Source organism: Occallatibacter riparius (assembly GCF_025264625.1).
Taxonomy (GTDB): Bacteria; Acidobacteriota; Terriglobia; order Terriglobales; family Acidobacteriaceae; genus Telmatobacter; species Telmatobacter riparius.
Genome location: NZ_CP093313.1, coordinates 5,412,686 through 5,437,537, shown reverse-complemented (window position 1 = coordinate 5,437,537; position 24,852 = coordinate 5,412,686). Strand labels below are relative to the sequence as shown.

Genomic DNA, 24,852 nt, shown 5'->3' with positions numbered 1-24,852 from the left:
GCTGGCAATCTGCATCTTTATCTGTTCACCCTTGCTCCCCGCCCAGAGTTGCACCGATCAAGCATCCGGTCACCCCGCACTCAAGTGGACCGGGAGCCAGCCTTTGGTTCTGCTTACCGAGTACAACCCATGGGCTATGGTGATTGGTTCCGACTCGCCCACTTTTGCTCTCTATACGGACGGAACGGTCATCTACTGGGCCGGTGAAGGACGCTCCGGCAAATACGTCACCGCGAGCCTCGCGCCAACTGAAATGGCACAGGTGATTAAATCGGCGCATTTGGAGGACGTCGGACGATTCACAAATTGCTACGCTATAGCGGACTACACGGACGCGCCAACGAACGTGCTTGTGGTTAAGACCGCAGCTGGTTACAAGACGATAGAGGTTTATGGCGTTATTCGCCACATGGAGAACATCCCACCTGATCGAATGCCAACAAGCCTTCAGCAAACGTTCCGTGTTTTGCTAGCATTCACTGATCCGAATGCCCACAATTGGAATCCTCCTTATCTCGAGGTGATGATGTGGCCGTTCTCCTACGCCAAATCAAGCCTGCCTTGGCCAGCAGATTTTCCCGGAACCCACGACAAAAACACGAGGCAATCGACGCGTGGGCTTGACCTGTTTCTCCCGTTTTCTGAGTTCAATCGATATAAGGCTTTCGTCTCGAAGCTGAAGCCCACGACAGCTGTTCTTCTGGATGGAAAGAAGTGGGCAATAAGTCAGCGACTCCCATTTCCTCACGAAGGCAAACCGTAAGGATTCCAATGCGGGTTCTTCGACTGCGTCTGATCCCTTTGCGATCAGCTTCGCTCGGCGGTCGACAGCGGGGGCAGGACGGAGCGACCAACCCGCCTCACTCCCACAAATCGCATCGCTGTCCGCGGAATCGGTGATCTCGACTTATCCCTGGAAGTTGAGTCCGAGAATTGAAGGGACTGTTGCAAGCGCGGCGAGCGCCGGGTATTCAATCAACCATCGCCATCCACCATGGTGTCTCAGCGGCCGGTCGCGTCCATCGTTCTTCCAAAGCGACCTTGAACCTTATGTCGTCCAGTCCGGGTCCAAACAAGACTTCTAAAGGGGTGTTCCGCTTGATCCCCTCATCGTGAACTGGCGGCTCCACTGAAATCGAGCCGATGCTGTTGCCGGCAACGTACTTGTACGTGAACCTCCGTCCGCTTGGTCGTGGGTAGCCGCTACGTTCGTGCCCGTGTTGCGCAGCTGGAGCAGGATGTCGTTACGCAACGCGTCCAGCAACTCCTGCTTCCGGTCCACCCGTATCGTGAACCCCGGAGTGAAATCTGCAAAGTGTTGAATGGATCGGAAGCCCGGACCGCATCCCTGCCCATGCCCAACGCTCAATCCACCGTCGTGTTGATATTTTGCGTAAACCGGTTGAGGGTCGTAGGTTCGAAAGAATTTCGACTGGTTGTCCGGCCCGTCCACGAGCCACCAGCGGGCGTGGACCCATTGATCAAAGCCGGCAAGAGCCACCCAGGCCACAAGGAGCACGCTGAGCACCAACCCTAGCATCTTCATTCCATCCCCCGCGTAGAACCACCCCGGTGATCTGGATCTTCCAAAGTTTTTTGCGGATACATTCTAACCTGATACGCGAAGCGATCAACCTCGCTCAACGATACGCAGCGGAGGGCAGGACAGGGCCCCCACCCCTCCCACTCACCACTCCTTTCCCGTGACCGCCGTCACAGTAACCCTCGGCAAAACCCGGCATACTGCCTATCTGCCGCTCTACCACGGCCGGGGGAGTCTATGCCCAAAAACAGCTCATCCCGCTGCGCTCCCACCCCCGCCTGTAACTCGGTAGGTCTCCCACCCTGTAACCCCGCCGCCCTGTCGCTTTGCAGCCCCCCACCCCCCCCGGGGTTCCTCCGCCACTTTGCCACGCTGCCACTGGCACCCCCACCCCCTTCCCCCCCTCGCCTTTGCCTCTGCCCCTCCGTCTGTTATCCACTCAGGGAATATGCCGTTCCGGCGTCGGCCGAAGTGTACTGGAGGGTTAACCACCCCCCTCCCCGTCAAAGCCAGTTCCAGGCGAAATAGCACCCCCACCCCCTCCCCCCACCCGATATCTAAGATATTGATAAATAACAATCAGACTTCCTCGGTCCAAATTCAATAACCCAGCCCTCCCGCAACCTTGTCGTTGCAGGCGGTTCACTCCCATTGTTAGATATTGGTTAACTCAAGGTGTGGCCGCCTCGTGAGCCCAGCCAGCTCTAGAGCGCGGTGGGAGGTTCGGCCAGCGGCAGCGTGAAATAGAAGGCGGCGCCGGAGCCTAGTTCGCTTTCGGCGCGGGCGTCCCCCCCGTGGGCCTGGACGATGTGGCGCACGATGGCGAGGCCGAGGCCGGTTCCGCCGGACTCGCGGGAGCGGGCTTTGTCGACGCGATAGAAGCGCTCGAAGATGCGGTTGAGGTGCTCGGAGGCGATTCCGGGGCCGTAGTCGCGCACCCAGAATTCGACGGCGTTTTCGAGCAGGCGCGCGCCGATGCTGAGACGGCCGCCGGAGCCGCCGTACTTCATCGCGTTCTCGATCAGGTTGCCGAAGACCTGGTTCATGGCGTCCGGGTCGGCCATGACCTTGTCGTCGGGCGCGCCGTCGAGGTCGAGGCGGAGGCCGGCGTCGGAGACGAGGCCGCCCATGGAGGCCACGGCGTCATCGACCAGGGCGCTGGCGGGGATGGACTGGCGGAAGAGCTTGTAGTCGGGGCTCTCGACTCCGGCGAGCGTAAGCAGATCTTCGGTGAGACGGTTCATGCGGCGGGCGCTGCGCTGGATGATGTGCAGGAATTCGCGGGTGGTTTCGGGGTCGGGCATGGGGTCGTCCATGAGGGTTTCGACGTAGCCCTGAATGGACGTGAGGGGAGTGCGGAGCTCGTGGCTGACGTTGGCGATGAAGTCGCGGCGGGTGCGCTCGGCCGCTTCGATCCGGGTGACGTCGTGGAGCACGGCGAGGGCTCCGCCCGAGGGAAGAGGGACGGCGCTGATTTCAAAGACGCGGCCGGGCGAGAGGGAGCTGGCGCGCCCGGTGCAGACATCCTTGTGCTCGAGCGCGCTTTTGACGCAGGCGAGCAGGTCGGGATCGCGGACGGAGTGAGCGAGAGGGCGGCCGACACGGATCTGCGTGCCGGCCATGTGCTGCATGACGGAGTTGGACCAGCGCACCTGGCCTTCGGGGGTGATGGCGACCACGGCTTCCTGCATGGAATCGAGCATGACCGCGAGCTCCTGGCGGCGGCTCTCGGATTCGCTGAGGGTCTGGCCGAGGCGCTCGGCGGTCTGGTTGAGCGCAGCTTCCATCTCGGAGAGCTCGTCGCCGCCGGATGCAGGCAGGCGAGCGGCGAGATCCCCGGAGGCGATGCGACGTGCGAAATCGACGACGCGCTGCAGGCGGTCCATGATGCGGCCTGCGACCCACGCCGCGAGCGGGAGTGCGACGACAAGGGCGATGAGGCCCGACCAGAGCGCTTCCCAACCGAGACGAGTCAGGACCTCTCCGACGCGGCGTTCCATCAGCGCACGGAACACGAGCTCCATGACGACCGCGTGAAACGCGAGCAGCAGCACGAAGAGGCCCAGCAGTTTGACAAATACTTTGCGTGTCAAAGGCGCACGACTCCGATCAGGGCGGGGGAATCAATGATTGGATTATCGATGTACCGGCAGGTGCGGGGCTACTCGCCTTTTGGCATTTCGAAACGGTAACCGGCCCCGCGCACGGTCTTCAAGTACCTCGGGTTCTCGGGATCTATTTCGATCTTCTCGCGAATACGGCGCACGTAGACATCGACGGAACGAGGGGTGACGAAGCGTGCATCGCCCCACACGGCGTCGAGGAGGTGATCGCGGCTGTAGACGCGGCCGGGATGGCGCGCGAGATAGTCGAGCAGCCGGAACTCGGTTGCGGTGGTAGTGGTGAGCTCGCCGCGCACGCTGAGCTGCATGGCCCCCTGGTCGATGACGACCTCTTCGAAACGGATGACGGAAGGCGACGTGGGCCGCTCAAAACGGCGGAGCACAGCCTTGACGCGGGCGATGAGCTCGCGCGGAGCAAAGGGCTTGGTGATGTAGTCGTCTGCGCCAAGCTCAAGGCCAAGCACGCGGTCGTTTTCGCCGGCGCGGGCGGTGAGAAAGATGATCGGAATGGTGGAGAGCGAAGAATTGGAACGCAGACGGCGGCAGACATCGAGGCCGTCGCCTCCAGGAACCATGATGTCGAGTAGGAACAGCGCAGGCGGCTGCCGTTCGGCGTCGGGAATGAGATTGGTGGGGGTGAGGTACGGCTTGACGGAAAATCCTGCCGCTTCAAGGTGATGCTGCACAAGCCGCGAGATATCGGCGTCGTCTTCCAGCACAAATACGGATTGGCTCAAAACCGGTCTGCCCTCGCCGGCGGCCGTATTTGGGTTTCAGTTGCGGAGGCCGCACGGAATCGAGTTCAGATTAATGCAACGAGGCAAATAAATTGCAAACGTTGTGTTAAAAGGCAGGGGTCAGCCTGGAGCCGATAGCCAGTAGCCGGTGGCTGCTCAAAGCTACAGGCTACCGGCTACAGGCTGGTTCAAAACGTGATGCGGGCGGCTAGTTCGAGGCTTCTGGGGCCGGCGCCTTCTTCGTCTGATAGGCCGGTGATGGCGCCGAAGCCGCTGGAGTCGACCTGCATGTTGGGCGTTTCGTAATTGCGATGATTGAAGAGGTTGGCGGCTTCGACGGTGAACAGCAGGCGGGCGCCCTCGGTGAGCGAGAAGCCCTTGCTGGTTGAAACCGAGAAGTTGACGGTGCCGGGGCCGACGACTGCGCCGACTGGAGCGTTGCCGAAGCGGCCGATGCCATTGCCGTCGGGAGTGGCGAGGTTCTGGTAAGGGAAGGCGTCAGGGTTGAGCCACTGCGCGGTAGTGCGGTGCTGGGCGTAGAGGGGCACGTGCGGGAGTTGATCGGTGCGCGCCTGGCCGACGGTGGTGAGGATGTTGGTGTTGGCCGGGTCGATGGATTGCTGGTAAGGAGTCAGGAATGCACCGGATTGCCAGATGGTGACTCCGCCAAGCTGCCAGCCGCCGATGACCTGGTTCAATGCTCCGCCCGAATTGAGCCACTGTTTTCCGCGGCCGAAGGGCAATTCATACAGATAGGTGGCGAGGAATCGATGGCGGCGATCGAACATGACGTTGCCGTAGTCGCGTCCGGGATGGAAGCGGTCGGTGAGGAAGGTTCCACCGGAAATGGCGAAGGCGTTGGGGACTGAACCGCCGGCGTTGGAGAGATCGCGGGTCCAGGTGTAGCTGGCGTCGAAGGTGAGATCCGAGCCGGCTCTTCGCGAGACTTCGGCAGTGGCGGAGTTGTAGTTGCTCTCGGCTGCGTTGACGACGCTCTGGATGACGCTCCAGCAGGGGTATGGGCGGTGGTCGGCGACGAGCGTACCATCTGATCCCGCGTTGGTGATGCAGGAGCCAGTGGCGGCGGGTGCGGGGTCAGTGTTGTAGTAGCCGTAAGGATTGGCGGGGACTTGGTTGAGGTCGACCATGGCGTCGAGGTTGTGTCCGTGGCTGCCGGCGTAGGAGAGGCGCATGCCGGTGCCGCGGCCGAGGTCGCGCTCGAAGGTCAGGTTCCACTGCTGGACGGATGGGTCCTGATAGTGGATCGGATAGGCGTAGTAGAAGCCCGCGGTTCCGGTGTAGCTGCCGGCGGACGAGTTGAAGGGATCCTGGAAGGACAGCAGCGGGGTGACGCCGTCATCGGCGAAGGCCTGGTTGTAGGTGCCGACGTAGCTGGAGTGTACGGCCCAGCCGGCGACGAGCGAGAAGCCGAGGGGTGTTTCGATGAAACGTCCCCAGCCGCCGCGCAGGACAGTCTTTTCGTTGTGGAAGGGACGCCAGGCAAAGCCGATGCGCGGGCCCCAGTCCTGGTGATCGGTGAAGTGGAGGCCAGTGGGAATTCCTGCCTGGTTTGCGGTCGTGATGGGCGTGGGAGCGATCGCGCCGGCGAAGTCGGCGGACGTGTATTGGAGGGCGGACTCGCTGGGGACGACGACTGTGCCATGGACGGTGGTGCCGTCGGTGCCGGCGCCGTTGAAGTCGGGCTGGAAAAAGGCGGTGTTTCCGTGCTGCTCCTTGATGGGCGGATGCAGCTCGTAGCGAAGGCCGAGGTTTAGCGTGAGGGAGGGCGTTACCTTCCAGTCGTCCTGTGCGAAGAAGGCGTAGGAGTAGCCAAGGCCATCCATGGTGGGGCGGTTGGTGGTGCTGACTTCGGTCCAATCGGGATAGCCGAGCAGGAATGCGGCGTAGGGATCGCCGATGTTGGTGCCGACAGGAGAGCTGCCGTCGAAGACATACCAACCGGAGCGATAGTTGCCGAAGACGTTGTCGTCGTGGTCGCTGATGCGCTTGAGGTCGGCTCCGAACTTGAAGGTGTGGGTGTGATGAATCCAGGTGACGTTGTCGAGAAGCTGGATGATCTGGCCGCGCTGCACGCCGGGATTGCCTGCGCCGGTGGACATGAATCCGTTGATGAGGACCTGCGGAGCTTCAGAGTACTGCATGCTGGGCTGCGGAACGGTGAGTCCGACTTTGTCGAGGAGTTCGGTGGTGGAGTAGCTCTGGGTTTCCGACGTGTGCTGCGCGTTGTAGCCGCCGCGGAACTCGTTGAGCAACGCAGGGGTGAAGACGTAGGTATGCGCGAAGGTCAGGCCTTCGTCGATCTCGGGCGTGTTGTATCCCCCCTGGAGAGGGCTGCCGGCTTCAGCGCAGTAGGTATAGACGCAGTCGGCTGAGGGCGCGGTGATGACCTGACGGTTCTTGTAGGAGAAGCGTGCGAAGACCCGCTGCTTGTCAGAGAAGTTGTGGTCGAGGCGGATGTCGCCCTGATTGGTGGAGATGGGCGAAGGGAAGTTGATCTGGTAGTTGTTGGCGTAGGAGTCTGCGGCGCCGATGTTCGGGGTGGGGAACAAATGCTCGAGTATGGCCGCGGAGTTGGAGGAGACGGGGACGTTGGCGGGATCGATGGGCGTGCCGTCGGGCTGGTAGATTGCATCGACGCCCTGGCCGGCGATGTAGTTGACCAGGTTTCCGTTGCGCATGTCCATTGATGGAACACTGAGGACGATTGGCGTTTCGCGGGGCAGGCGCAGGCCTTCATAGCTGATGAAGAAGAAGGTGCTGGGGCTGGCGCCGCCGCGCCTGAAGCGCAGCGGGCCGCCGAGGGTGCCGCCGAAGTCATTCATGATGATTTTCGGCTTGGAGAGCGCGAAGGGGTTGCCGGCGTTGAAGACGGTGTTCTGGTGATTCTCAAAGACACCGCCGTGATACTTGATTGTGCCGGCCTTGGAGACGGTGGTGATGTCGGCGACGCCGGAGAACTCGGCGTTGTTGTTCAAGGCGCTGATCTGGATTTCTTCGATGGAGTTGAACGAAGGGAACATCTCGTTCACGGGGCCGGAGTATTCGACGCCCACGCTGGAGATGCCGTCGATGGTGAGGCTGAGCAGGGCGGGAGTGGTTCCCATCACGGCGAGGTTGCCGGTGTCATCGACCTGCACGCCTGCTTCAGTGGTGAGCGTGGAGATGGGGCTGGTGGAACCGGTGGAGCGCGCAAAAACAGCGACGGGGAGCCGAACGAGTTCTTCGCCTATTTTGGTCTGCGTGATGCCGGAGGTTTCAGTGTTGATGACGAGGGGCGGATCGATGATTTCGATGGTCTGGGTGGTGGAGGCGGGCTGCAGGACAGCGTCAACGCGGCGGACCTCGCGAGCAGTGAGCTGAATCAGTGGCACTGCAACAGGGGCAAAGGAGGCCGCGCTCAGTTTGAGTTCGTAGACGCCTGCATCGATGTTGTTGAAGGCGTAGTTACCGTCCTGGTCAGTCTGCGCAGTGCGCAGCGCGGCGGTGCCGGCGTTGATGAGAGTGACGGCGGCTCCGGGGATCACGGCGCCGGAGGAATCACGCACTGTACCGAGGATGGAGCCGAATGTGGACTGCGCGTGCGCTGTGAGTGACGCAAGGCAACAAAGCGCAAATAAGACGACCCGGCAGAAGAATCGGGCCGCGGGGGAGATTCCTGACATCCTCTTACCTTCCAGGGGTGGATTGCAGATCGCGATACGAAGGCTGTTGCGATTGTTAAGGGACTATTACAGGGTATCCCTGATTTGGTTTTGGGGGAACAGTAGTGGCGAGGAAATGTCGCATGGAGCAGCGTTGCTCGATTGGAGCGAAAAAGCGGGTTCTTCGCCGTCGGCTCAGAATTACAGGGTTGTTGCGGTGCTCGCGGTCGAGGTCAGTTTAGGTACCGGTTTTGGCGAGTTCGGGCTTGGTTTCAGAGTCCCTGATCGGCGTGACTGCGGCGGCGCGAAGTTGCTTCTGGCGGCGCTTGTTGCGCACTTCGAGCGAGGCGAGCCAGATGAGCGACGCGAAGGTGCAGGCCAGCAACGCGATGGCGGGGATTCCGTGGAGCTGGTCGAGGCCGTCGGAGTTGAAGTCGCCATAGAGCATGGTCAGGCCAGCGAACACGAAGACGATGTGCGCGCAGAAGACGCGCAGGGAAGCCATGCCGAGGGTGATGAACGGTTCGCGGTGAATGAGCTTGAGTACGTATTTTCGGGACCAGTAGGCGCAGACCATGAACGCGGCGAGGTTGATGACGCGGAGCGGGCCGATCTGCCACTTATCGAGCTTGACTCCGAGGCTCTGCGGCGTGAGGTGCGGGCCGAACCAACCGAAGCGCACGCCGATGAAGAAGACGCAGACCGCGGCGGAAACGGCAGCCAGCCAGCCGGGAATCTTGTTGAGCGGCACACCTTCCATGGCGGATTTTGCACCGAGCCACATGCCGACGGTCCAGATCATCTGCCACGCGAACAGATTGAAGGCGCCACTCTCCTGCAGCGGAATGGGCAGATGGGTGACGTGCACGATGGCGTTGTGGATGATGTCGCGGAGGCCGAACTGCGCGAGCAGCCAGACCAGCCCGCTGGCTGCGAGAATCCACCTCCAGCCCCAGCGCACTGCTGCGCTCAGAACAACGGGTGTGAAGAAGAGGAAGGTGACGTACATGGGAAGAATGTCGAGTAGCGGCGGACAGTAGATGAGCAAAACCGACCCGGCGATGGCTACAAGGGGGTGCGCGAAGTAGAAGTTGAGCAGGTTATTGAGCGCAGCCTTGTGGGTGTGGATGGCGATTTCGGCGAGCACTGTGAATGCCAAAGCCAGCATGACGAGGTGGTAGCTATAGATCTTGAGCGAGCGCTTCCAGAGCTTGGCGCGGGCGTTGCGCGGATTTTGCACCAGCTCGCGGATGTAGAGGCGGCCGATGAGCAGAGCCGAGATGAAGACGAAGCCTTCCGCCGACGAGACGAAGCCCAGCGGCTGGTTCACGAAGTCGCTGAATCGCGTGGGCAGGTGCGTGATTGTCATCCACACCAGGAAGAGGCCGCGGAGCGCATCGAGCTCCGGCCGGCGTTCGAGCTTGGGTAGATGAAGGTGTTTGGCTATCGGCATTTCGACTATCTCTGCGAGAGGCATCGCGGAAACGAGATTCCCCCTGCAGGGTTAGATGAGCTCGGGCGGGCGCAGATAGGGGCGGGGCTGTGAATTGTCGCCAATTTGTTTCAGATGCAGGGAAACGCGCTCAGGAAATTCGCTTGACGGGCCTTTCCGGCTCTGCGAAACTCCGGAGCGCATATCCGGCCGCGCATAGAAGGCAGTCGAAAAGGCAGCCTTCCCCTTCAGGACTCTCCCACTGGTCCCGGGCGCGGCGAAGATGTTTCTGAACCAAGCGTCGAATGGCGCACCTACTGGAATCAGGAGGAGTTCATGAAGAAGTACATTGCAGAAGCGGTTGGCACGTTCATCCTGGTGCTGTTTGGCTGCGGGACTGCCGTGATAGCCGGCGACAAGGTTGGAGTCGTCGGGATCGCATTCGCATTCGGATTCGCTCTGATCGCCGCAGCTTATGGGATTGGCCCTGTCTCCGGATGTCACATCAATCCGGCCGTGAGCCTGGGTGTGTGGGCTGCGGGTCGCATGTCGTTGAAGGATATGTTGGGCTACTGGGTTGGGCAATTCGTAGGAGGATTCGCTGGTGCCAGTGTGCTGCTGGTGCTGGCCGGCGGTGTGAGCCATGGCCTGGGACAGAACGGCTGGGGGCCGGGGTACCAAGGCGAGTATGGAATGGGCGCCGCGATTGTTTTCGAATTCACGGCGACATTAATCTTTCTTGTCGTGATTCTTGGCGCCACGCACAAAGCAGCGCCGGCTGGATTTGCAGGGCTGGTGATCGGCATCGCGCTGGTCGCGATTCATCTGTTGGGAATCCGGATCACGGGCACCAGCGTGAATCCTGCGCGGAGTTTTGGGCCGGCCTTGCTGGTGGGCGGCACGGCGCTGTCGCAGGTCTGGCTATTCCTCGTAGTGCCATGCGTAGGAGCTCTGGTGGCGGGATGGTTGTTCCGCAGCAAGGTTCTGGAAGTGACTGAAGCCACCGAGGTGAAAGGGGGCCGCCAGATCGTTGGCGCCTGAGGCCCCCTTTGTTCATGGGTGGATGTAATCAAGCGAGTGCATCTCCGAGCGACTCGAACTCGGCGATGTAATCGACCACAGCCTCGCTCCAGCCATCGATGTGCGTCCACTCGCCATAGCCCACGCCGTTGCGGTTGGAGGCTACGTTGATCACGTAGCCCTTGCCGCTGGGCGCCTGCACGTGGTCGTGCGACTGCTCGTCAGTGATGACCACCAGGCGGTCGTAACCGTCACGGTGGTTCTCTTCGACGTGGCGCACGGCCGCTCCGAGGTACGTTCCCGCGTGGGCCTGGCTCTTCTCCAGGGCATCACGCAGCGCCATACCGCGGCGCGAGGGAACCAGCCGCGCGTGCTCAGAGAAGGTGTAAACCGTGACCTTCTCTGCGATCTCGCGCAGCAGGATTGCCAATCCGTAGGCGGCGTCAGCACGGCGCATCTCGGACTTGTGCGACAGCGGCGACTCCATGGAGCCGGAGACGTCGACAAGCACGACGGTGTGGCCTGCCAGCCGAGATGCTCGGCCCTCAAGCGAGCGGAACATTGCCTGCTCGAGCGAGTCCTCCCACTGGGGCGCGTGACGTGCAGCGGCCAGAAAGCGGAAGGGAAGTACCCGATCCGTCTTCATGGCTGCTAGCGCGGTGAGCACGAGAGTTTCACTCACGCCAGCCCCCTGAAAGTTGCGCAGGTTACGCAGAAGCGCCAGCGCGCCGAGCTTGCACTCGACCAGGAGCCGCTCCCAGGTCTCGCGCTTGGACGGAGCCTGCTCGTTGGCCTCGCGGCCGGTTGCAGACAGCGCAACCTCCCACGTATCGGGCGTGGCGAGCTCGTTCTGCGCGAGGCGCTTCCAGAGCTCGGCTTGCGCCGCGATCAGGGGCTTGGCGTGCGAAAGGAACAGCACGTCACGCAGGCGGACAACGCCGGCACGATCGTACTTCGCGAGCGCGTACTCGTCGAACTTGACGAAGGCGCTTGCGAGTCCCTTCTTGGCCTGCGCGGAGAGCGGCTGCTTTCCGCCCGCCCAGTAGATGGCGACGAACTCGGCGAGCTCGTCGGCACGCTGGATCACGCGCTGCAGCGTTTCGGCCACGAGGCCGCGATGCGTTGCGTGACGAGCCATCTCGCGGACCAGGAACAGCGGTGCGTGACGCAGCTTCATCTGCTCACGCGCTTCGACCGCGAGAGCCGCGACCTTTTCAGGCTCGACACGCGGCACAAGCTCGCGGATGCGGTTTGCGATCTCGACACCATCCTCGTAGAACTCACGCTCCCACAGCATGCAGGAGAGGACGGAGCGGCGCAGAGCCTGCTCGGCCGAGATGACCGCGGCCGGCGCGCCCTCGTGCGTGCGCGGCGTTACAAGATGGCTGAGCTTCAATACATTCAGGCGCATAACATCGCCTCCTTTCTAAAAGTAGGGAACAGGGAACAGACTGCCGGGGAATAGGCGGACGCGGTTAGCTACATCGGGCCGAAGCCCGAAGGCAGGATTCGAACCTGCGCCTCGGCCTGATGGCCGTGCTCTACCACTGAAGTATCCGTGCCCTGCGCCACCGGTAGTTCTGATTCAGTTCTTGTTAGCGGATGCGGGCGACTTCGCCCTCATCCTCGTTGTCGGCTACGCGCCGGATCGGCTGGACCGTGGTCATCGTGCTGAAACCGGGGGTGCGCGTCGCAACGCGCCTGGGAGCGACTTCGATTGCCAGCTTCTGCATCTGCTCCCAGTCCGGACGGTTTCTGTCGCTGAACTCGGAGCAGTCGAGCATGGTGAAGGGCACCTTGAAATTCGGATTCGTGTTTGTGCAAATTACGACGAAGTCCGATTCGCGGTATCCGGTCATGCACTGGCCCCAGCCGCAGCGGCGGCACAGGTGGTCGTTGCCCATCGGCGTTCCGTTCTTCACATTCAGCTTGCCCATGGCATTGCTTTCTAATCCGGCCGCGCCGGAAGGCTAGGCTGCGTTTGGCAGCGAGTTATGGCCGGGGAAAAGACGGCTACGGCATTGCTGCTCTGCCACTGAGCTACCGGAACTTGCGTTCCAGGCGGGATTCGAACCCGCGACCTGCCGCGTTGTAGGCGAAGTATCCGTAACCTGCGCCACCGGCCAAAACTGATCTGTTGTTGCATGCACTGCAAATTCACGCCGGGGAATGAGCGACGAGAGTTCGGAGGCTCTGCTATCACGGTGCCTTGTGCCTCGGGACTACGCCCCCGCCCCGTGAAGTGACTAACTCCGGCAGGATTCTCAACCTGCTCTGTTCAGTGAGAGAAGTAACTCTTGTCTTTCGCCACCGGCGCCTTACTTAAGTTGTTAGCAGACGGAGGTATTCTGTGACCCCGCAACTTAGTAAGTTGCGCGACGGAATAGCATGGCGGCCTTAGCCGCTTCGCGGTAGCTTAGTACCCGAGGGAACAGACAAAGGCAGGGCTCCGAATGAGCATCGAGTTTCAATCGATGAACCTGACTTCTTCGCCACCCGGGCGCAAGTCCGCGGAGACGACAAGGGCGTCAGCCGTTACGGAATGCTCCGTTTAAACGAATCCAATGTGCATGCGCTTTGCGTAGGAGGGCAATGCCAGTGGGCTATGTGGAGTATGGAAACCACGCCCGGCGGCCGACGCAGCTCTTATCGAGCCGTCCCAGCCTACGCATCGAGATTTGCGTTGTATTTCTCATCGGGCGTTTCTCCTACGCTCAAACTACTCTGCCATAAGTTATGGCAGAAAGCAAGTTAGTTGTTGAAGATAGTTTGGGAATATTGTTAGTGCCAGCGCAATAGTGAAGTAGTGAAGGAGAGACACAGCAAATGCCTTCAGCTGCATGCATGTGCGATGAAGCGGAGGCGAACATAGTCGGCGACCCAGCCGCCGTCTTCGTCTTTCAGAGCGGGTTCGAGCAGAGCGCAGGTTTCATTCACGATGGCAGGGCGAAGTTCCTGTGGCAAGCCGTCGAGCACTCCGCGGCGGAATGTGTTGAGCCATCCGGCCATGCCGCCCTCTGGGAGCGGAGTGGGACGCGGGATCAGTTCGATGCGCTCGATTGAAAAGCCGTGCCGCTCCAGGCGCGCACGATAGCCGGCCGGAGTCGGGTAGTAATTGACGCCGTCTTCGCGGTAGGCGTATCCGTGACGCGCGAGTACGGCCATCAGTGCTACTCGAATGGCCGCAATGTTTCCGTGGCCGCCCATCTCTACAACGAAGCGGCCGCCGCGCTTGAGTACGCGATGCACCTCGGCCATCATCTCGTCTTGTCCGCGGACCCAATGCAGTGCGGCGTTAGAGAAGACTGCATCGAATTGGTTCGCGGGGAAAGGGAGCTGCTCTGCGCTGCCTTGTTCCGCGGCAATGCCGCGAGACTTCGCTGCTTCGACCATTGCAGCGGATGAATCGACCCCGGTGATGTTTGTGCCGATGGCGGCAAGCTGCGCGGTTAGCTGTCCGTCTCCGCAGCCGAGGTCGAGGATGCGCTCGCCCGGTTTCGCGTCGAGCCATTCGACGACGCCTCCGGCGAGTTTGTGAACGAATGCGCCTTCACGTCCGTATGCCTGCGGGTCCCAATTCTGAGCCAAGAGTTGCCCTCCTGATTTGCAGTCTCGCGGCTCGCGGGTTCAGAAAGCAAATTCGTTTTTGTTCGGTGCGCATAAGCAGCAGTTATGGAACTGGCTTTGCGCGTGCTCGTGCCGCAGGGGACCGTGCTGCTGCGTTATCGTTGTATGTTGTCGCAATCACTCACGGAGCAACGTCATGATGGTTTGGAATCGCAGAAGCTTTCTGCGCGCTGCCAGCGCGGTTTCCGCCGGGACAATGATTCCCGGCATGCATCTACTTGCCGCGCAGGAATCGGAATCCACAAAGCCGGTTGCCGCCAACGACCATATTCAGATCGCGTTGATTGGCGCGGGCGGGCAGGGCATGGGCGACACGAAGGAGGCTGTGCAGGTGCCGGGCGTGAAGCTGGTTGCAGTGGCGGATTGCTACAACGGCCGACTGGCGCGATCGAAGGAGATCTGGGGCGACGACGTCTTCACCACGCGCGACTATAACGAGATTCTTGCGCGCAAGGACATTGACGCCGTGATCATCGGCACGCCGGACCACTGGCACAAGCAGGCGTCGGTGGACGCGATGAAGGCCGGCAAGGATGTGTATTGCGAAAAGCCGATGATCCATCTCTATTCGGATGGGCCGGAGATGATCGAAACGGCGAAGTCGACGAAACGGATTCTGCAGATTGGCAGCCAGCGCGTGAGCTCGGTGATTTATGCGAAGGCGAAGGAACTGCTGCAGGCCGGGGCGATTGGCAAGCTGAACATGGTGACGGCGTACTGGGATCGCAACTCTGCGCTGGGTGCGTGGGACTACACGGTTCCCTCGGATGCATCGCCGGAGACGTGCGACTGGCCACGCTTTCTGGGTACCGCGCCGAAGATTGCGTGGAACGCGGAGCACTTCTTCCAGTGGCGGAAATGGAAGGCATACGGCAGCGGCGTTGCGGGCGATTTGTTTGTGCATCTATTCAGCGGAACGCACTTCATCACGGGTTCGAACGGGCCGGTGCGCGCCATTGCGACCGGTGGCCTGCGTTACTGGAGGGACGGCCGCGATGTGGATGATGTGATGCTGGGGCTGTTCGATTATCGCGAAGGGTTCAATCTGAGCCTGCGCGTGAACTTTGTGAGTGGCGGCGAGGAGAGTGAGGTGCTGCTGTTCACGGGCGACGAAGGCACGATCGAGATTGGCTGGAGCGGGCTTACCGTAACGCGGGTGCCACGTGCGAAGGCGCCGGGATATACGGTGGGGACGTTTCCGGAAGACATCAGGAAAGCGACCGTTGCTGAGTACGACAAGAAGTATCCGCCGCACTCCGATGACAGCTCGCTGGGCGGCAGCGAGAAGTACGCTGCGCCGAAGGGATACTCCGACAGTTACGACCACTTCAGGAATTTCTTCGACTCGGTGCGGACGCGCAAGCAGCCGGTAGAGGATGCGGTGTTTGGATATCGCGCGGCCGGGGCTGCGTTGTTGTCGAATCTGAGCGCTGAGAAGGGGCAGGTTGTGCACTGGGACCCGGATGCGATGAGGCTGGTGTGACCACCTGCGGCGGGGCCATTGTGGCCTCGCCGCCGTCGGTCCGGATATTCGTGACGAGCTCTTCTAAAATGTCTAAATGACCAGGCGTATCGGCGTTCATTTGGGCACATCGGGGGGCGTGTCCAACACGGTTTTGCGCGCGAAGGAGATTGGCGCAAACACGTTTCAGATTTTTTCGTCGAGCCCGCGTATGTGGCGTGCGTCTGCTGTCGATCCGGAACAAGCCGAGCGACTGCGCGAGTTGCGGAGGCAGTATGACGTGGGGCCGCTGGTTATCCACACAAGCTACCTGGTGAACCTCTGCTCTGTGACGGAAGAGGTGCGGCGGAAGAGCGTGGAGGCGTTTCGCGGCGAGATGGAGCGGGCGCTGACGCTGGGCGCTGAGTACCTTGTCCTGCATCCGGGTTCGTGGAAGGGGATGACGCGGCACGAGGGTCTGAAGCTTGCGGCCGAGTCGATTGAGCGCGCCATTGACGGGCTGCCGTGGCAGGGAACGCAGTTCAGCGTTTTGATTGAGAACACGGCCGGCTCGGAGTGCTCGCTGGGCGGGAGCTTCGACCAGGTAGCGGAGTTGGTGATGCTACTGCGGAACCATGCGCCCGTGGCTGTGTGTCTGGATACGTGTCATACGCATGTTGCCGGGTATGACATTGTCAGCGCCGAGGGCTACGAAGAGACGATGATCCAGATCGAGGCGACGGTGGGGTTCGACGCGGTTCGGGTGTGGCACTGCAATGATGCCAAGGCTGCGCGCGGATCGAAGCTCGACCGGCATCAGCACATCGGGCGAGGGACGATTGGCAAAGAGGCTTTCAGGCGTCTGCTGAATGATCCGCGGTTTGCGCACTCGGCGTTCATCGCGGAGACGCCGGTGGATGAAGACGGCGATGAGGCCAGCAATGTGCAGGCGCTGAAGCGCCTGGTACGCAAATCGAAATAGACGGGTGCCGCTCTTGCGGTGAACCGAGTGCCTTCGCTCCCGCTTCAGTGGGAAATCAATCCGCACCGCAACAATTTGCTGAATGAGGGCGAGGGCGGCGTGCCACTTTCATGGAGAGGTTTTCCCTGAAAGGAGATCATTCATGCGGAGTCTATTCAAACTTTCAACTTTGGTCATGGCAGGAGCTTTGCTGCTTGGTGTTGCCGGCGCGCAGAGCATGGACAACATGGACAAGCCTGCGGCGCCGAAGCCACCGGACAGCCCGTCGAAGGTGCTGCTCGATCGCTGGAACGCCGTCGGCAATAAGCTGATCGAGATGGCCGAGGACATGCCCGAAGACAAGTACGACTTCAAGCCGAATCCGGCGGAGCGTACCTTTTCGGCGCAGTTGATCCACGCAGCCGGCGCCAATTACTACTTCATCAATCCGGCCAAGGGCATGGAAGTGCCGAAGGACGCATCGAAACTGGGCGAATTGAAGACGAAGGCTCAGATCGTCGAGTTTGTGAAGAAGGCGTTTGGCGAGGGTACGGCGCTGATTCAGAGCAAAGGCGACTCCGGCATGAACGACCTGTTGATCGATCCATTCTCGAAGAACCAGGCGCGGTTCAGCGACTTTGCCTATGACTTCATTGAGCATTCTGGCGAACACTATGGGCAGCTGGTCGTCTACTATCGCGTGGCGGGACTGGTGCCGCCTGAGTCGCGGCCGAAGAAGTAGCCGTGGCATGGACTCAATCCCAGCTCGTGCGCCGGTGCCTGCCGCGGCGGGCACTTGCGCCGTTGCTCAAGTGGCGTGACAATGGAGCCGCTCAGCAAATGGATGACGGAGAGCATGCTCATGAACTTCCGTTGCTTCTTTCTGGCGGTTTCGTTTCTGGTTGTTGTTGTGCCGGTCCCGGCGCAGCCTTCGCCTCGTTGGCCGCGCGCGGATCGATGCTTCCATGAGCCGTCGCAAGGGCATCCGTACAGCGCGGAGTTCCTGCTGACCTCGGTCCAACTGCTTCCTACCGGCGATTTGACCAAGCATATGGTGAAGGAGTTTCAGGCGCTGGATTCGCGAGGACGGTTCTTCCACGGGAGCGATTTCCCGCCGAGCGGGCCGCGAGCGCAGAGTTTGCCGGTGCTGGTTTCGGGGCACATTTGCGATCCGGAGGCGGCAACCCAGACGATGTGGAGCTCGTGGGACAAGCGCACAATTGTGCTGCACTTACCGGCGCGAGCAGAACGCCTTGGTTGCTGGAAGTCGGATGACGGAGTGTTCACGCTGAACTTCGAGACTTCATCGCATCCGGTTGGCGGACCGAATCCGGGCGACTCGGATCCCGTTGTAGCGAGTGAGCCCGAGTCTCCGAGCGTGGTGACGGAGGAGTTGGGGACGACGCAAATTCAGGGGCTTGAGGCGAAGGGCTATTACTCGTCCTGGCGGGCGTTCGGTGACGGCCAAGGCGAGCCGCCGTATCTAAATGAGGAGCACTGGGTGGTGCCTTCGCTAAACCTGTGGGTGAGCCAGGAGGTTGAGTATCCGCGCAAGGCGAACTGGACGGTGCGGTGGTCGCGCGAACTGGTCAGCATCAATGACTCTGAGCCAGAAACTTACATGTTTCAGCCACCATCCACCTATCCCGTCACCATGGAAATGATGCGGCAGGTTTCCTGCAAGGATCTCGAAGGTCCGAAGCCGCCAGAATCTCCCCATTTAAAATAGGAGGTTATGGCGGATGAGAAAGAACTGAGATACGACCCGGCGGCGATTGAGCCGAAATGGCAGGAGCGCTGGGCCGCGGACCCCGCGTTGTACGCGGCTCACCCTACCGACGGTGGCAAACCTAAGTACTACGTGCTGGAGATGTTGCCGTATCCCAGCGGCCAGCTCCACATGGGCCACGTGCGGAATTACTCGATTGGCGACGCGCTGGCGCGCCATATGTGGATGCGCGGCTACAACGTGCTTCATCCGATGGGGTGGGATGCGTTCGGGCTTCCGGCAGAGAACGCGGCACTGAAGAACAACACTCCGCCGCGGGAGTGGACGCTGTCGAACATCGCCGCGATGAAGCGCCAAATGCAGCGCTTGGGGCTCGGATACGACTGGGCAACGGAAGTGACGACGTGCCTGCCCGACTACTACAAGTGGAACCAGTGGTTCTTTTTGCGCATGTACGAGCGCGGCCTTGTGTACCGCAAGAAGAGCAAGGTGAACTGGTGCCCTGAGTGCGCCACGGTGCTGGCGAATGAGCAGGTGATCGACGGGCGCTGCTGGCGGCACGAAGACACCATCGTGGAGCAGCGCGACCTGGAGCAGTGGTTCTTCCGTATCACTGCGTATGCGCAGGAACTGCTCGACGGGCTGGACAAGTTGGAGGGCTGGCCCGAGAAGGTGCGCACCATGCAGCGCAACTGGATCGGCCGCAGCGAAGGCACCGAGGTCGACTTCTTTCTAGCTGAAGATGCAGTGAATGCACAGAACGAAGATGGCTCGCTGAAGGCGATTCCGGCGGGGCGGCGTATTCGTGTTTTCACGACGCGCATCGACACGATCTTTGGCGCGACGAGCATTCAGCTTACGCCGGAGCACGCGCTGGTGAAAGACATGGCCGCGAACGACGCGGGCCTGGCCAAGCAGGTCGCGCAGCTTCTGGATGAGCAGAAGAAGGCGCGCGAGGCCGGCGATGTAGGCGCCATTGAAAAGCACGGCGTGCCGACGGGACACTTCGCGGTGAATCCGTATAACGGCGAGCGTGTGCCGATCTGGGTGGCGAACTACATTTTGTCGGACTACGGCACGGGCGCGATCATGAGCGTGCCGGGGCACGACGAGCGCGACTTCGAATTTGCGCAGAAGTATGCGATTCCAATTCGGCGTGTGATTGCGCCTGCGGGCGGCGCGGCTGAAGAGCCGGAACTGCCGTTCTGCAGCGAAGACGGCGTGCTGGTGAATTCCGGCGAGTTCAGCGGGCTGACGTGCGCGCAGGCGCAGGAGCGGCTGGGGCAGATTGCGAAAGAGAAGGGAATTGGCGAGCCGACGGTTACGTTCCGCCTGAAGGATTGGGGCGTGAGCCGGCAACGCTACTGGGGTACGCCGATCCCGATGATCCACTGCGAGACGGATGGCATTGTGCCTGTGCCGGACGAGCAGTTACCAGTAATTCTGCCAGAGCAGATCGCCATCACGCAGCAGGGCGGGTCGCCACTGGGCCGCGTGCCGGAATTCGTGAACGTGACCTGCCCCAGGTGCGGCCAGCCGGCGCGGCGCGAGACCGACACGATGGATACGTTTGTCGACTCGAGCTGGTACTTCTATCGCTACACGGATGCGAAGAACTCGACAGGGCCCTTTGATCCGGAGACCGCGCAACACTGGTTTCCGATCGACCAGTACATTGGCGGCGTGGAGCACGCGATCCTGCACCTGATTTACTCGCGCTTCTGGACGAAGGTTATGCGGGATCTGGGGCTGATCAAGAATGACGAGCCGGCGACGCGCCTGTTCACGCAGGGAATGGTGATCAAGGATGGCGCGAAGATGTCGAAGTCGAAGGGCAATGTTGTCTCTCCCGACGATATGGTGGCGCGCTATGGCGCCGATGCGACGCGTATGTATGCGCTGTTCGCAGCGCCGCCCGATCGCGACCTCGACTGGCAGGAAGACGGTGTGGCCGGTGTGAGCCGCTTCCTCGGGCGCGTGTATCGCCTGGTGATGAAGCACGCAGGTGCTGCGAAGTCCGCCAATGGCGCGGCAGCGACGGAGCCTGCTGGCACCAGTCTGAAGCTGCTGCGCAAGCTGCATCAGACGATTGCCAAGATCACGCAGGACTTCGAAGGCCGCTGGCACTTTAATACGTGTGTTGCCGCGATCATGGAACTGGTGAACGAGCTGACGGCAGCTGATGCGCAGCTTGCGTCGGGGGAAGTTCCTTCGCCGGTGATTCGGGAGCTGCTCACCTCGCTGGTGCTGCTGATTGCGCCGTTCGCGCCTTACACCGCCGCGGAATTGTGGGAGGAGCTTGGCGGCGAAGGCGCCGTGCTTCGCGCGCCCTGGCCGGAGAGCAATCCCGAACTGGCGAAGGAAGATGAGCTGGAGATTCCCATCGGAGTGAACGGGAAAATGGTCAATGTAATTCGCGTGCCAGCCGGTTCGACGAACGATGTGGTGCAGGCCGTTGCGCTCGCTGACGAGAAGGTGCAGGCTCGCATCGCCGGCAAGAGCATTGCGAAAGTCATTGTCGTTCCCAACAAGACGGTTAACCTTGTCGTTAAGTAGCATGACGCGCTCGCCCGTTCGCGGCACCCAGTCCATTGTTGGCCAGATGGGCTGGGTGTTCGCGCGTCCTTCTCTCACAGTGATCGAAGTTGTGTGGCGATGGCTCGTCGGTGCGCCGATCCTGTTCGTCTGCTGGGTGCAATTGCAGAAGATTGTTGCCGAGTTGCCGCCAGAGACCACGGGACTGAATGCGCTCGACATCACCAACCCATGGGTTTCGGCTCTCAAGCTTGCCGTGGCATGGGACATGTATCGGCCGCATTTGGTGATGGTGCTGCGCTGGCTTGTACCGGCTGCCGCAATCGCGTGGATCGTCGTCTCGGGCATCGGGCGCAACATCGTTCTCAGGCGCATGGAGCCGCGGATCACGTTCCGGCCCGTCGCCATGATCGTGCTGCAGGCTGCGTGGGTAGCGGTGTTCGCGATTACGGGATGGGCATGGTGGGCATCCATTGGATGGGCGGCGAATAGCCACATCGGCACCGGCGCTGAGCCTGATCTTGTGGGCTACACCATGTGGGCGATCTTCCTCACGCTGGGATTCTTTACACTCTGGGCGCTGATCAACTGGGTGGTTGCCATCGCGCCCATGATTCTCCTGCTTGAGGATTGCTCGACCACTGAGGCGCTCGCGCGCAGTTTTAAGCTGGGCAAGCCTTTCACAAGCAAGCTGGTTGAAGTAAACCTGGTGATGGGCATCGTGAAGCTGGCGCTCTTGGTGCTGGCGATGGTGTTCTCATCGGTGCTGATACCTTTTGCCGATCAGGTTGGAGCGGGGACTCTCCACGTTGAGTGGCTGTTTGTGTCGGTGTTCTACTTTGTGGCCAGCGACTATTTCCATGTCGTCCGGCTGAAAGGATTCATCGAGTTCTGGCACATTTTCCGCGAGACTTCACCGGCCTCAAACGGTTGATGTCTCTGCAGCATGCAATGCTGCTATCCTTCGGCTCATGCGCTCCCTGCTTCGTGTTGCTGCTTGTCTGCTGATCTTGGTCTGCGCGCTCCAACTTCATGCGCGTGTCACACGCGTTGAGATCACGTCGCGTGCGGACGTTCTGAACGGCCAGTCGTTCGGCGACGTTGGGCCGTATGAGCGCATCACCGGCCGAATCTACTACGCGTTGAAGGTAGACAACTGGCACAACACCGCCATTGTGGATCTGGCCAACGCGGTGAACCTCAAGAACAGCGAAGTGGAGTTTGCGTCGGACTTCATAGTTGTCCGTCCTAAAGATATAGCCAAAGCAAATGGCTCCATGCTACTGGAGGTGCCGAATCGCGGGCACAGCCGCATCCTCTCGCTGGTGGACGGCGGCGATTGGGACTTAGCGCACAGCGCCGGGGACGGCTGGTTGCTGCGCAACGGCTTCACCGTCGCATCGTTAGGTTGGCAATGGGATGCTGCCGGCGATGGCGCGCTGCGGTTGATTGCGCCGATCGCCAAGGACCACGGCAAGACCATCACCGGGCTTCTTCGCGGCGACCTGATGCTCTCGAAGAGCGTCGATGAGATTCCGCTCGGGCACCTCATCCTGGGCAACATCGGCGGGTCGGAATATCCGGTTGCTAATCCGGATGACCCGCGGAATACGCTTACGGTTCGTGACTCGCGGAATGCTGTGCGCGCCACGATTCCGCGGGCACAGTGGAAGTTTGCGCATACTCTGGATGGCAAGCTTACGCCAAGCGACCGCTTCATCCATCTCGATGGCGGATTTCAGCCGGGCAAGATCTATGAGTACGTTTACGTGGTGCAGGATCCCGTCGTTGCAGGCGCCGGGTTTGCGGCGATTCGCGACTTTGCTTCCTGGTCGAAGCTTGCGCCGGACGCCATTGCGCCAGTGAAGCGCGTCTACGCCGAGGGCATTTCGCAGAATGGGCGTTTCCTGCGCGACTATCTTTACCAGGCCTTCAATGGCGACGAAGAAGGGCATATGGCGCTGGATGGCGTGCTCGCCCACGTGGCCGGCGCGGGCCGCGGCAGTTTCAATTATCGGTTCGCGCAACCCTCCCGCGATGCCCAGCCCACGTCTTCGGTGTTCTTTCCAACGGATATCTTCCCGTTCACCGATCTGCCCGAGACCGACACGGCGGTTTCAAGGAGCAAGGTGAAGGCCGGTTTGCTCGATCGCGTGATCGGCGAGCGGAATGTGCCGAAGATCTTCTTCTCGAATACTTCCTATGAGTACTGGGGACGCGCTGCCGCGCTCATTCACACGGTTCCCGATCCGGATCGAGGATCGGCATTCGGCCACGTGTCCGCGGGTGGCATGGTGGATGCCGAAATCTCGCCGAGCGTGCGCATCTATCACTTCACGGGGCTTCAGCACTTCTCCGGGCCGTTCCCGCCGGAGGAGGGGAAGGGCGACCTTCTGGGCCAGCAGCCGCAGTCGCCACTGCCGATCAAGTATCTCTGGCGGGCGATGATTGCGAACATGGATGCCTGGGTGCGCAATGGGACGGAGCCGCCGCCCAGCAGCTATCCGTTGGTTGCGGACCAGAACCTGACGCCGCTGGACAAGTATGCATTCCCGAAGATTCCGGGCGTCCAGGTACCGCAGGAGGCGAACGAGGCGTGGCGCATTGATTTTGGGCCGGACTGGCAGAAGATCCACATCCTGACGCGGCAGCCGCCGATGCTGGGCCAGCCATTCCCCGTGCTCGTTCCGCAAGTGGATGCTGACGGCAATGAGCGCGACGGCGTTCGCCTGCCTGAGTTTGCTGCGCCTCTGGCCACGTACGCCCCGTGGAACCTGCGCGATCCGTCGATTGGCGCGCCTGACCAGCGCGTTTCTTTTGAGGCTTCGTGGATTCCGTTCCCCAAGACAGCAGCGGACCGGCAGCGGACAGGCGACCCGCGCAAGTCGATTGAGGAGAGATACAAGAGCAAGGATGCGTACCTGCGGCGCTATTCGAACGCGCTGGATCAATTGATCAAGGACCGCTGGATTCTGCCCGAGGACCGTCCCGCCGTGCTGGAGCGCGGTGAGCAGGAGTGGGACTACGCGACGAAATAGCGGGTAGTCACGGCGTGCGCGCGCGGCTGGTGGTACACTCCCGGATGGTCACTGAGGCGCTCCTATGTCCGATATTAAGACTGTTGCTGTTCTAGGTGCCGGAACCATGGGTTCCGGTATTGCCCACGTCTTCGCCCGCAGCGGGTTCAACGTCCTGCTCTGTGACATTGACCAGCGCCTTGTGGAGAGCGCGCTGACGAAGATTCGCACCAACCTGGGCCGCGAAGCCGCGAAGGGCAAGCTGGCGGAATCCGACGTCGAAGCGGCGCTCGCGCGGATCACGACCACAACAGACCGTGAGTCGCTCTCCGCTGCCGGCTTTGCCGTCGAGGCTGCTTCCGAGCGCTTCGATATTAAGACGGATATTTTCCGCGCGCTGGACCGAATTCTGCCGGCGGATGCAATTTTGGCCACCAATACTTCGTCGATCTCGATTACAAAGCTTGCGGCGCAGACCACGCGTCCGGCGCAAGTGATCGGGATGCATTTCTTCAACCCTGTTCCTGTGATGCAGCTGGTTGAAGTCATCCGAGGGATGGCTACCAGCGACGCCACCTTCTCCACTGTCCGCGATCTTTCCGTCAAGCTGGGGAAGACGCCGGTCGAGGTGAATGATGCCCCGGGCTTTGTGTCGAACCGCGTGCTGATGCCGCTCATCAACGAAGCCGCCTACGCGGTGATGGAAGGCGTCGCGACGCCGCAGGCCGTTGACGAGGTATTCAAGTTGGGGATGGCGCACCCCATGGGTCCGCTTACGCTGGCGGATTTCATCGGCCTGGACGTCTGCGTGGACATCATGCGGGTGCTTTATGACGGACTCGGCAACCCCAAATACAATCCGTGCCCGTTGCTGGTACGGATGGTCGATGCTGGCTGGCTGGGGAGGAAGTCGGGAAAAGGGTTCTATACGTATGAGAAATAGCTAGTAAAGCGGCCAGGGAACCGCCACCCCGTCCCGTTCGTATCTTGTTGTAACCGGCTTACCTCTCCGGTTCCGCGCTTTC

Annotated in this window: 18 protein-coding genes; 10 read left to right on the top strand and 8 right to left on the bottom strand. The window is 61.1% G+C overall.

All coding sequences use genetic code 11. The features are described 5' to 3' along the window. The first annotated feature begins 103 nt into the window (after positions 1-103). Positions 104-763, top strand: coding sequence for a hypothetical protein (locus MOP44_RS22240; protein WP_260792600.1), 660 nt, complete (start codon positions 104-106; stop codon positions 761-763). A gap of 318 nt (positions 764-1,081) precedes the next feature. Here the strand turns inward: MOP44_RS22240 and MOP44_RS22235 are convergent, their stop codons facing one another. From MOP44_RS22235 to opgC, 5 genes are all read right to left on the bottom strand, one after another. Continuing rightward, a complete protein-coding gene (locus MOP44_RS22235) occupies positions 1,082-1,546 on the bottom strand; it encodes a hypothetical protein (RefSeq protein ID WP_260792599.1) in 465 nt (154 codons plus the stop codon). 701 nt (positions 1,547-2,247) lie between these two features. Next, positions 2,248-3,636, bottom strand: a complete 1,389-nt coding sequence (locus MOP44_RS22230) for an ATP-binding protein (protein WP_260792598.1) — start codon at positions 3,634-3,636, stop codon at positions 2,248-2,250. A 68-nt stretch (positions 3,637-3,704) separates the two neighbouring features. After that, on the bottom strand, positions 3,705-4,403 hold the full coding sequence (locus tag MOP44_RS22225; protein WP_260792597.1) for a winged helix-turn-helix domain-containing protein: 699 nt from the start codon (positions 4,401-4,403) through the stop codon (positions 3,705-3,707). A 188-nt stretch (positions 4,404-4,591) separates the two neighbouring features. Next, positions 4,592-8,086 (bottom strand): TonB-dependent receptor, encoded by a 3,495-nt coding sequence (locus MOP44_RS22220; RefSeq protein ID WP_260792596.1) that lies wholly within the window; start codon positions 8,084-8,086, stop codon positions 4,592-4,594. 217 nt (positions 8,087-8,303) lie between these two features. Continuing rightward, positions 8,304-9,518: an OpgC domain-containing protein gene (gene opgC, locus MOP44_RS22215; protein WP_260792595.1), complete on the bottom strand. Its 1,215-nt coding sequence runs from the start codon at positions 9,516-9,518 to the stop codon at positions 8,304-8,306. Between the two features lie 162 nt (positions 9,519-9,680). On the opposite strand from opgC, the gene MOP44_RS22210 reads away from it, so the two are divergent. Next, entirely contained in the window at positions 9,681-10,538 is an 858-nt protein-coding gene (locus MOP44_RS22210; protein ID WP_313901078.1) for an aquaporin, read from the top strand. A gap of 28 nt (positions 10,539-10,566) precedes the next feature. Here the strand turns inward: MOP44_RS22210 and MOP44_RS22205 are convergent, their stop codons facing one another. From MOP44_RS22205 to MOP44_RS22195, 3 genes are all read right to left on the bottom strand, one after another. After that, complete coding sequence (locus MOP44_RS22205; protein WP_260792594.1) at positions 10,567-11,928, bottom strand: TROVE domain-containing protein; 1,362 nt, start codon at positions 11,926-11,928, stop codon at positions 10,567-10,569. A 184-nt stretch (positions 11,929-12,112) separates the two neighbouring features. Continuing rightward, complete coding sequence (locus tag MOP44_RS22200) at positions 12,113-12,454, bottom strand: hypothetical protein (RefSeq protein WP_260792593.1); 342 nt, start codon at positions 12,452-12,454, stop codon at positions 12,113-12,115. Positions 12,455-13,349: 895 nt separating this feature from the next. Then, on the bottom strand, positions 13,350-14,105 hold the full coding sequence (locus MOP44_RS22195; protein ID WP_260792592.1) for a class I SAM-dependent methyltransferase: 756 nt from the start codon (positions 14,103-14,105) through the stop codon (positions 13,350-13,352). Between the two features lie 175 nt (positions 14,106-14,280). On the opposite strand from MOP44_RS22195, the gene MOP44_RS22190 reads away from it, so the two are divergent. The 8 genes from MOP44_RS22190 to MOP44_RS22155 all read left to right on the top strand — a co-directional run bounded on the left by MOP44_RS22190 (position 14,281) and on the right by MOP44_RS22155 (position 24,770). After that, positions 14,281-15,627, top strand: coding sequence for a Gfo/Idh/MocA family protein (locus MOP44_RS22190; RefSeq protein WP_260792591.1), 1,347 nt, complete (start codon positions 14,281-14,283; stop codon positions 15,625-15,627). Between the two features lie 76 nt (positions 15,628-15,703). Beyond that, positions 15,704-16,567, top strand: coding sequence for a deoxyribonuclease IV (locus MOP44_RS22185; RefSeq protein ID WP_260792590.1), 864 nt, complete (start codon positions 15,704-15,706; stop codon positions 16,565-16,567). 175 nt (positions 16,568-16,742) lie between these two features. Then, positions 16,743-17,288, top strand: coding sequence for a DinB family protein (locus MOP44_RS22180; RefSeq protein ID WP_260792589.1), 546 nt, complete (start codon positions 16,743-16,745; stop codon positions 17,286-17,288). A 120-nt stretch (positions 17,289-17,408) separates the two neighbouring features. Further along, positions 17,409-18,275 (top strand): hypothetical protein, encoded by an 867-nt coding sequence (locus MOP44_RS22175; protein WP_260792588.1) that lies wholly within the window; start codon positions 17,409-17,411, stop codon positions 18,273-18,275. 6 nt (positions 18,276-18,281) lie between these two features. Beyond that, positions 18,282-20,831: a leucine--tRNA ligase gene (leuS, locus tag MOP44_RS22170; RefSeq protein ID WP_260792587.1), complete on the top strand. Its 2,550-nt coding sequence runs from the start codon at positions 18,282-18,284 to the stop codon at positions 20,829-20,831. 1 nt (position 20,832) lies between these two features. After that, the gene (locus tag MOP44_RS22165; protein ID WP_260792586.1) at positions 20,833-21,744 is read left to right on the top strand and encodes a hypothetical protein; all 912 of its coding nucleotides are present in this window, start codon (positions 20,833-20,835) and stop codon (positions 21,742-21,744) included. Between the two features lie 37 nt (positions 21,745-21,781). Then, the gene (locus MOP44_RS22160; protein WP_260792585.1) at positions 21,782-23,848 is read left to right on the top strand and encodes an alpha/beta hydrolase domain-containing protein; all 2,067 of its coding nucleotides are present in this window, start codon (positions 21,782-21,784) and stop codon (positions 23,846-23,848) included. A gap of 64 nt (positions 23,849-23,912) precedes the next feature. Then, positions 23,913-24,770, top strand: coding sequence for a 3-hydroxybutyryl-CoA dehydrogenase (locus MOP44_RS22155; RefSeq protein WP_260792584.1), 858 nt, complete (start codon positions 23,913-23,915; stop codon positions 24,768-24,770). Positions 24,771-24,852: the final 82 nt, after the last annotated feature.

Bases quoted from the DNA above. Each gene is read 5' to 3' on its own strand.
- MOP44_RS22165 (WP_260792586.1), top strand. From the start codon at position 20,833: ATGACGCGCTCGCCCGTTCGCGGCACCCAGTCCATTGTTGGCCAGATG.
- MOP44_RS22200 (WP_260792593.1), bottom strand. From the start codon at position 12,454: ATGGGCAAGCTGAATGTGAAGAACGGAACGCCGATGGGCAACGACCAC.
- MOP44_RS22235 (WP_260792599.1), bottom strand. From the start codon at position 1,546: ATGAAGATGCTAGGGTTGGTGCTCAGCGTGCTCCTTGTGGCCTGGGTG.
- leuS (WP_260792587.1), top strand. From the start codon at position 18,282: ATGGCGGATGAGAAAGAACTGAGATACGACCCGGCGGCGATTGAGCCG.
- MOP44_RS22160 (WP_260792585.1), top strand. From the start codon at position 21,782: ATGCGCTCCCTGCTTCGTGTTGCTGCTTGTCTGCTGATCTTGGTCTGC.
- MOP44_RS22180 (WP_260792589.1), top strand. From the start codon at position 16,743: ATGGCAGGAGCTTTGCTGCTTGGTGTTGCCGGCGCGCAGAGCATGGAC.
- MOP44_RS22205 (WP_260792594.1), bottom strand. From the start codon at position 11,928: ATGCGCCTGAATGTATTGAAGCTCAGCCATCTTGTAACGCCGCGCACG.
- MOP44_RS22155 (WP_260792584.1), top strand. From the start codon at position 23,913: ATGTCCGATATTAAGACTGTTGCTGTTCTAGGTGCCGGAACCATGGGT.
- MOP44_RS22175 (WP_260792588.1), top strand. From the start codon at position 17,409: ATGAACTTCCGTTGCTTCTTTCTGGCGGTTTCGTTTCTGGTTGTTGTT.
- MOP44_RS22190 (WP_260792591.1), top strand. From the start codon at position 14,281: ATGATGGTTTGGAATCGCAGAAGCTTTCTGCGCGCTGCCAGCGCGGTT.
- MOP44_RS22185 (WP_260792590.1), top strand. From the start codon at position 15,704: ATGACCAGGCGTATCGGCGTTCATTTGGGCACATCGGGGGGCGTGTCC.
- opgC (WP_260792595.1), bottom strand. From the start codon at position 9,518: ATGCCGATAGCCAAACACCTTCATCTACCCAAGCTCGAACGCCGGCCG.
- MOP44_RS22220 (WP_260792596.1), bottom strand. From the start codon at position 8,086: ATGTCAGGAATCTCCCCCGCGGCCCGATTCTTCTGCCGGGTCGTCTTA.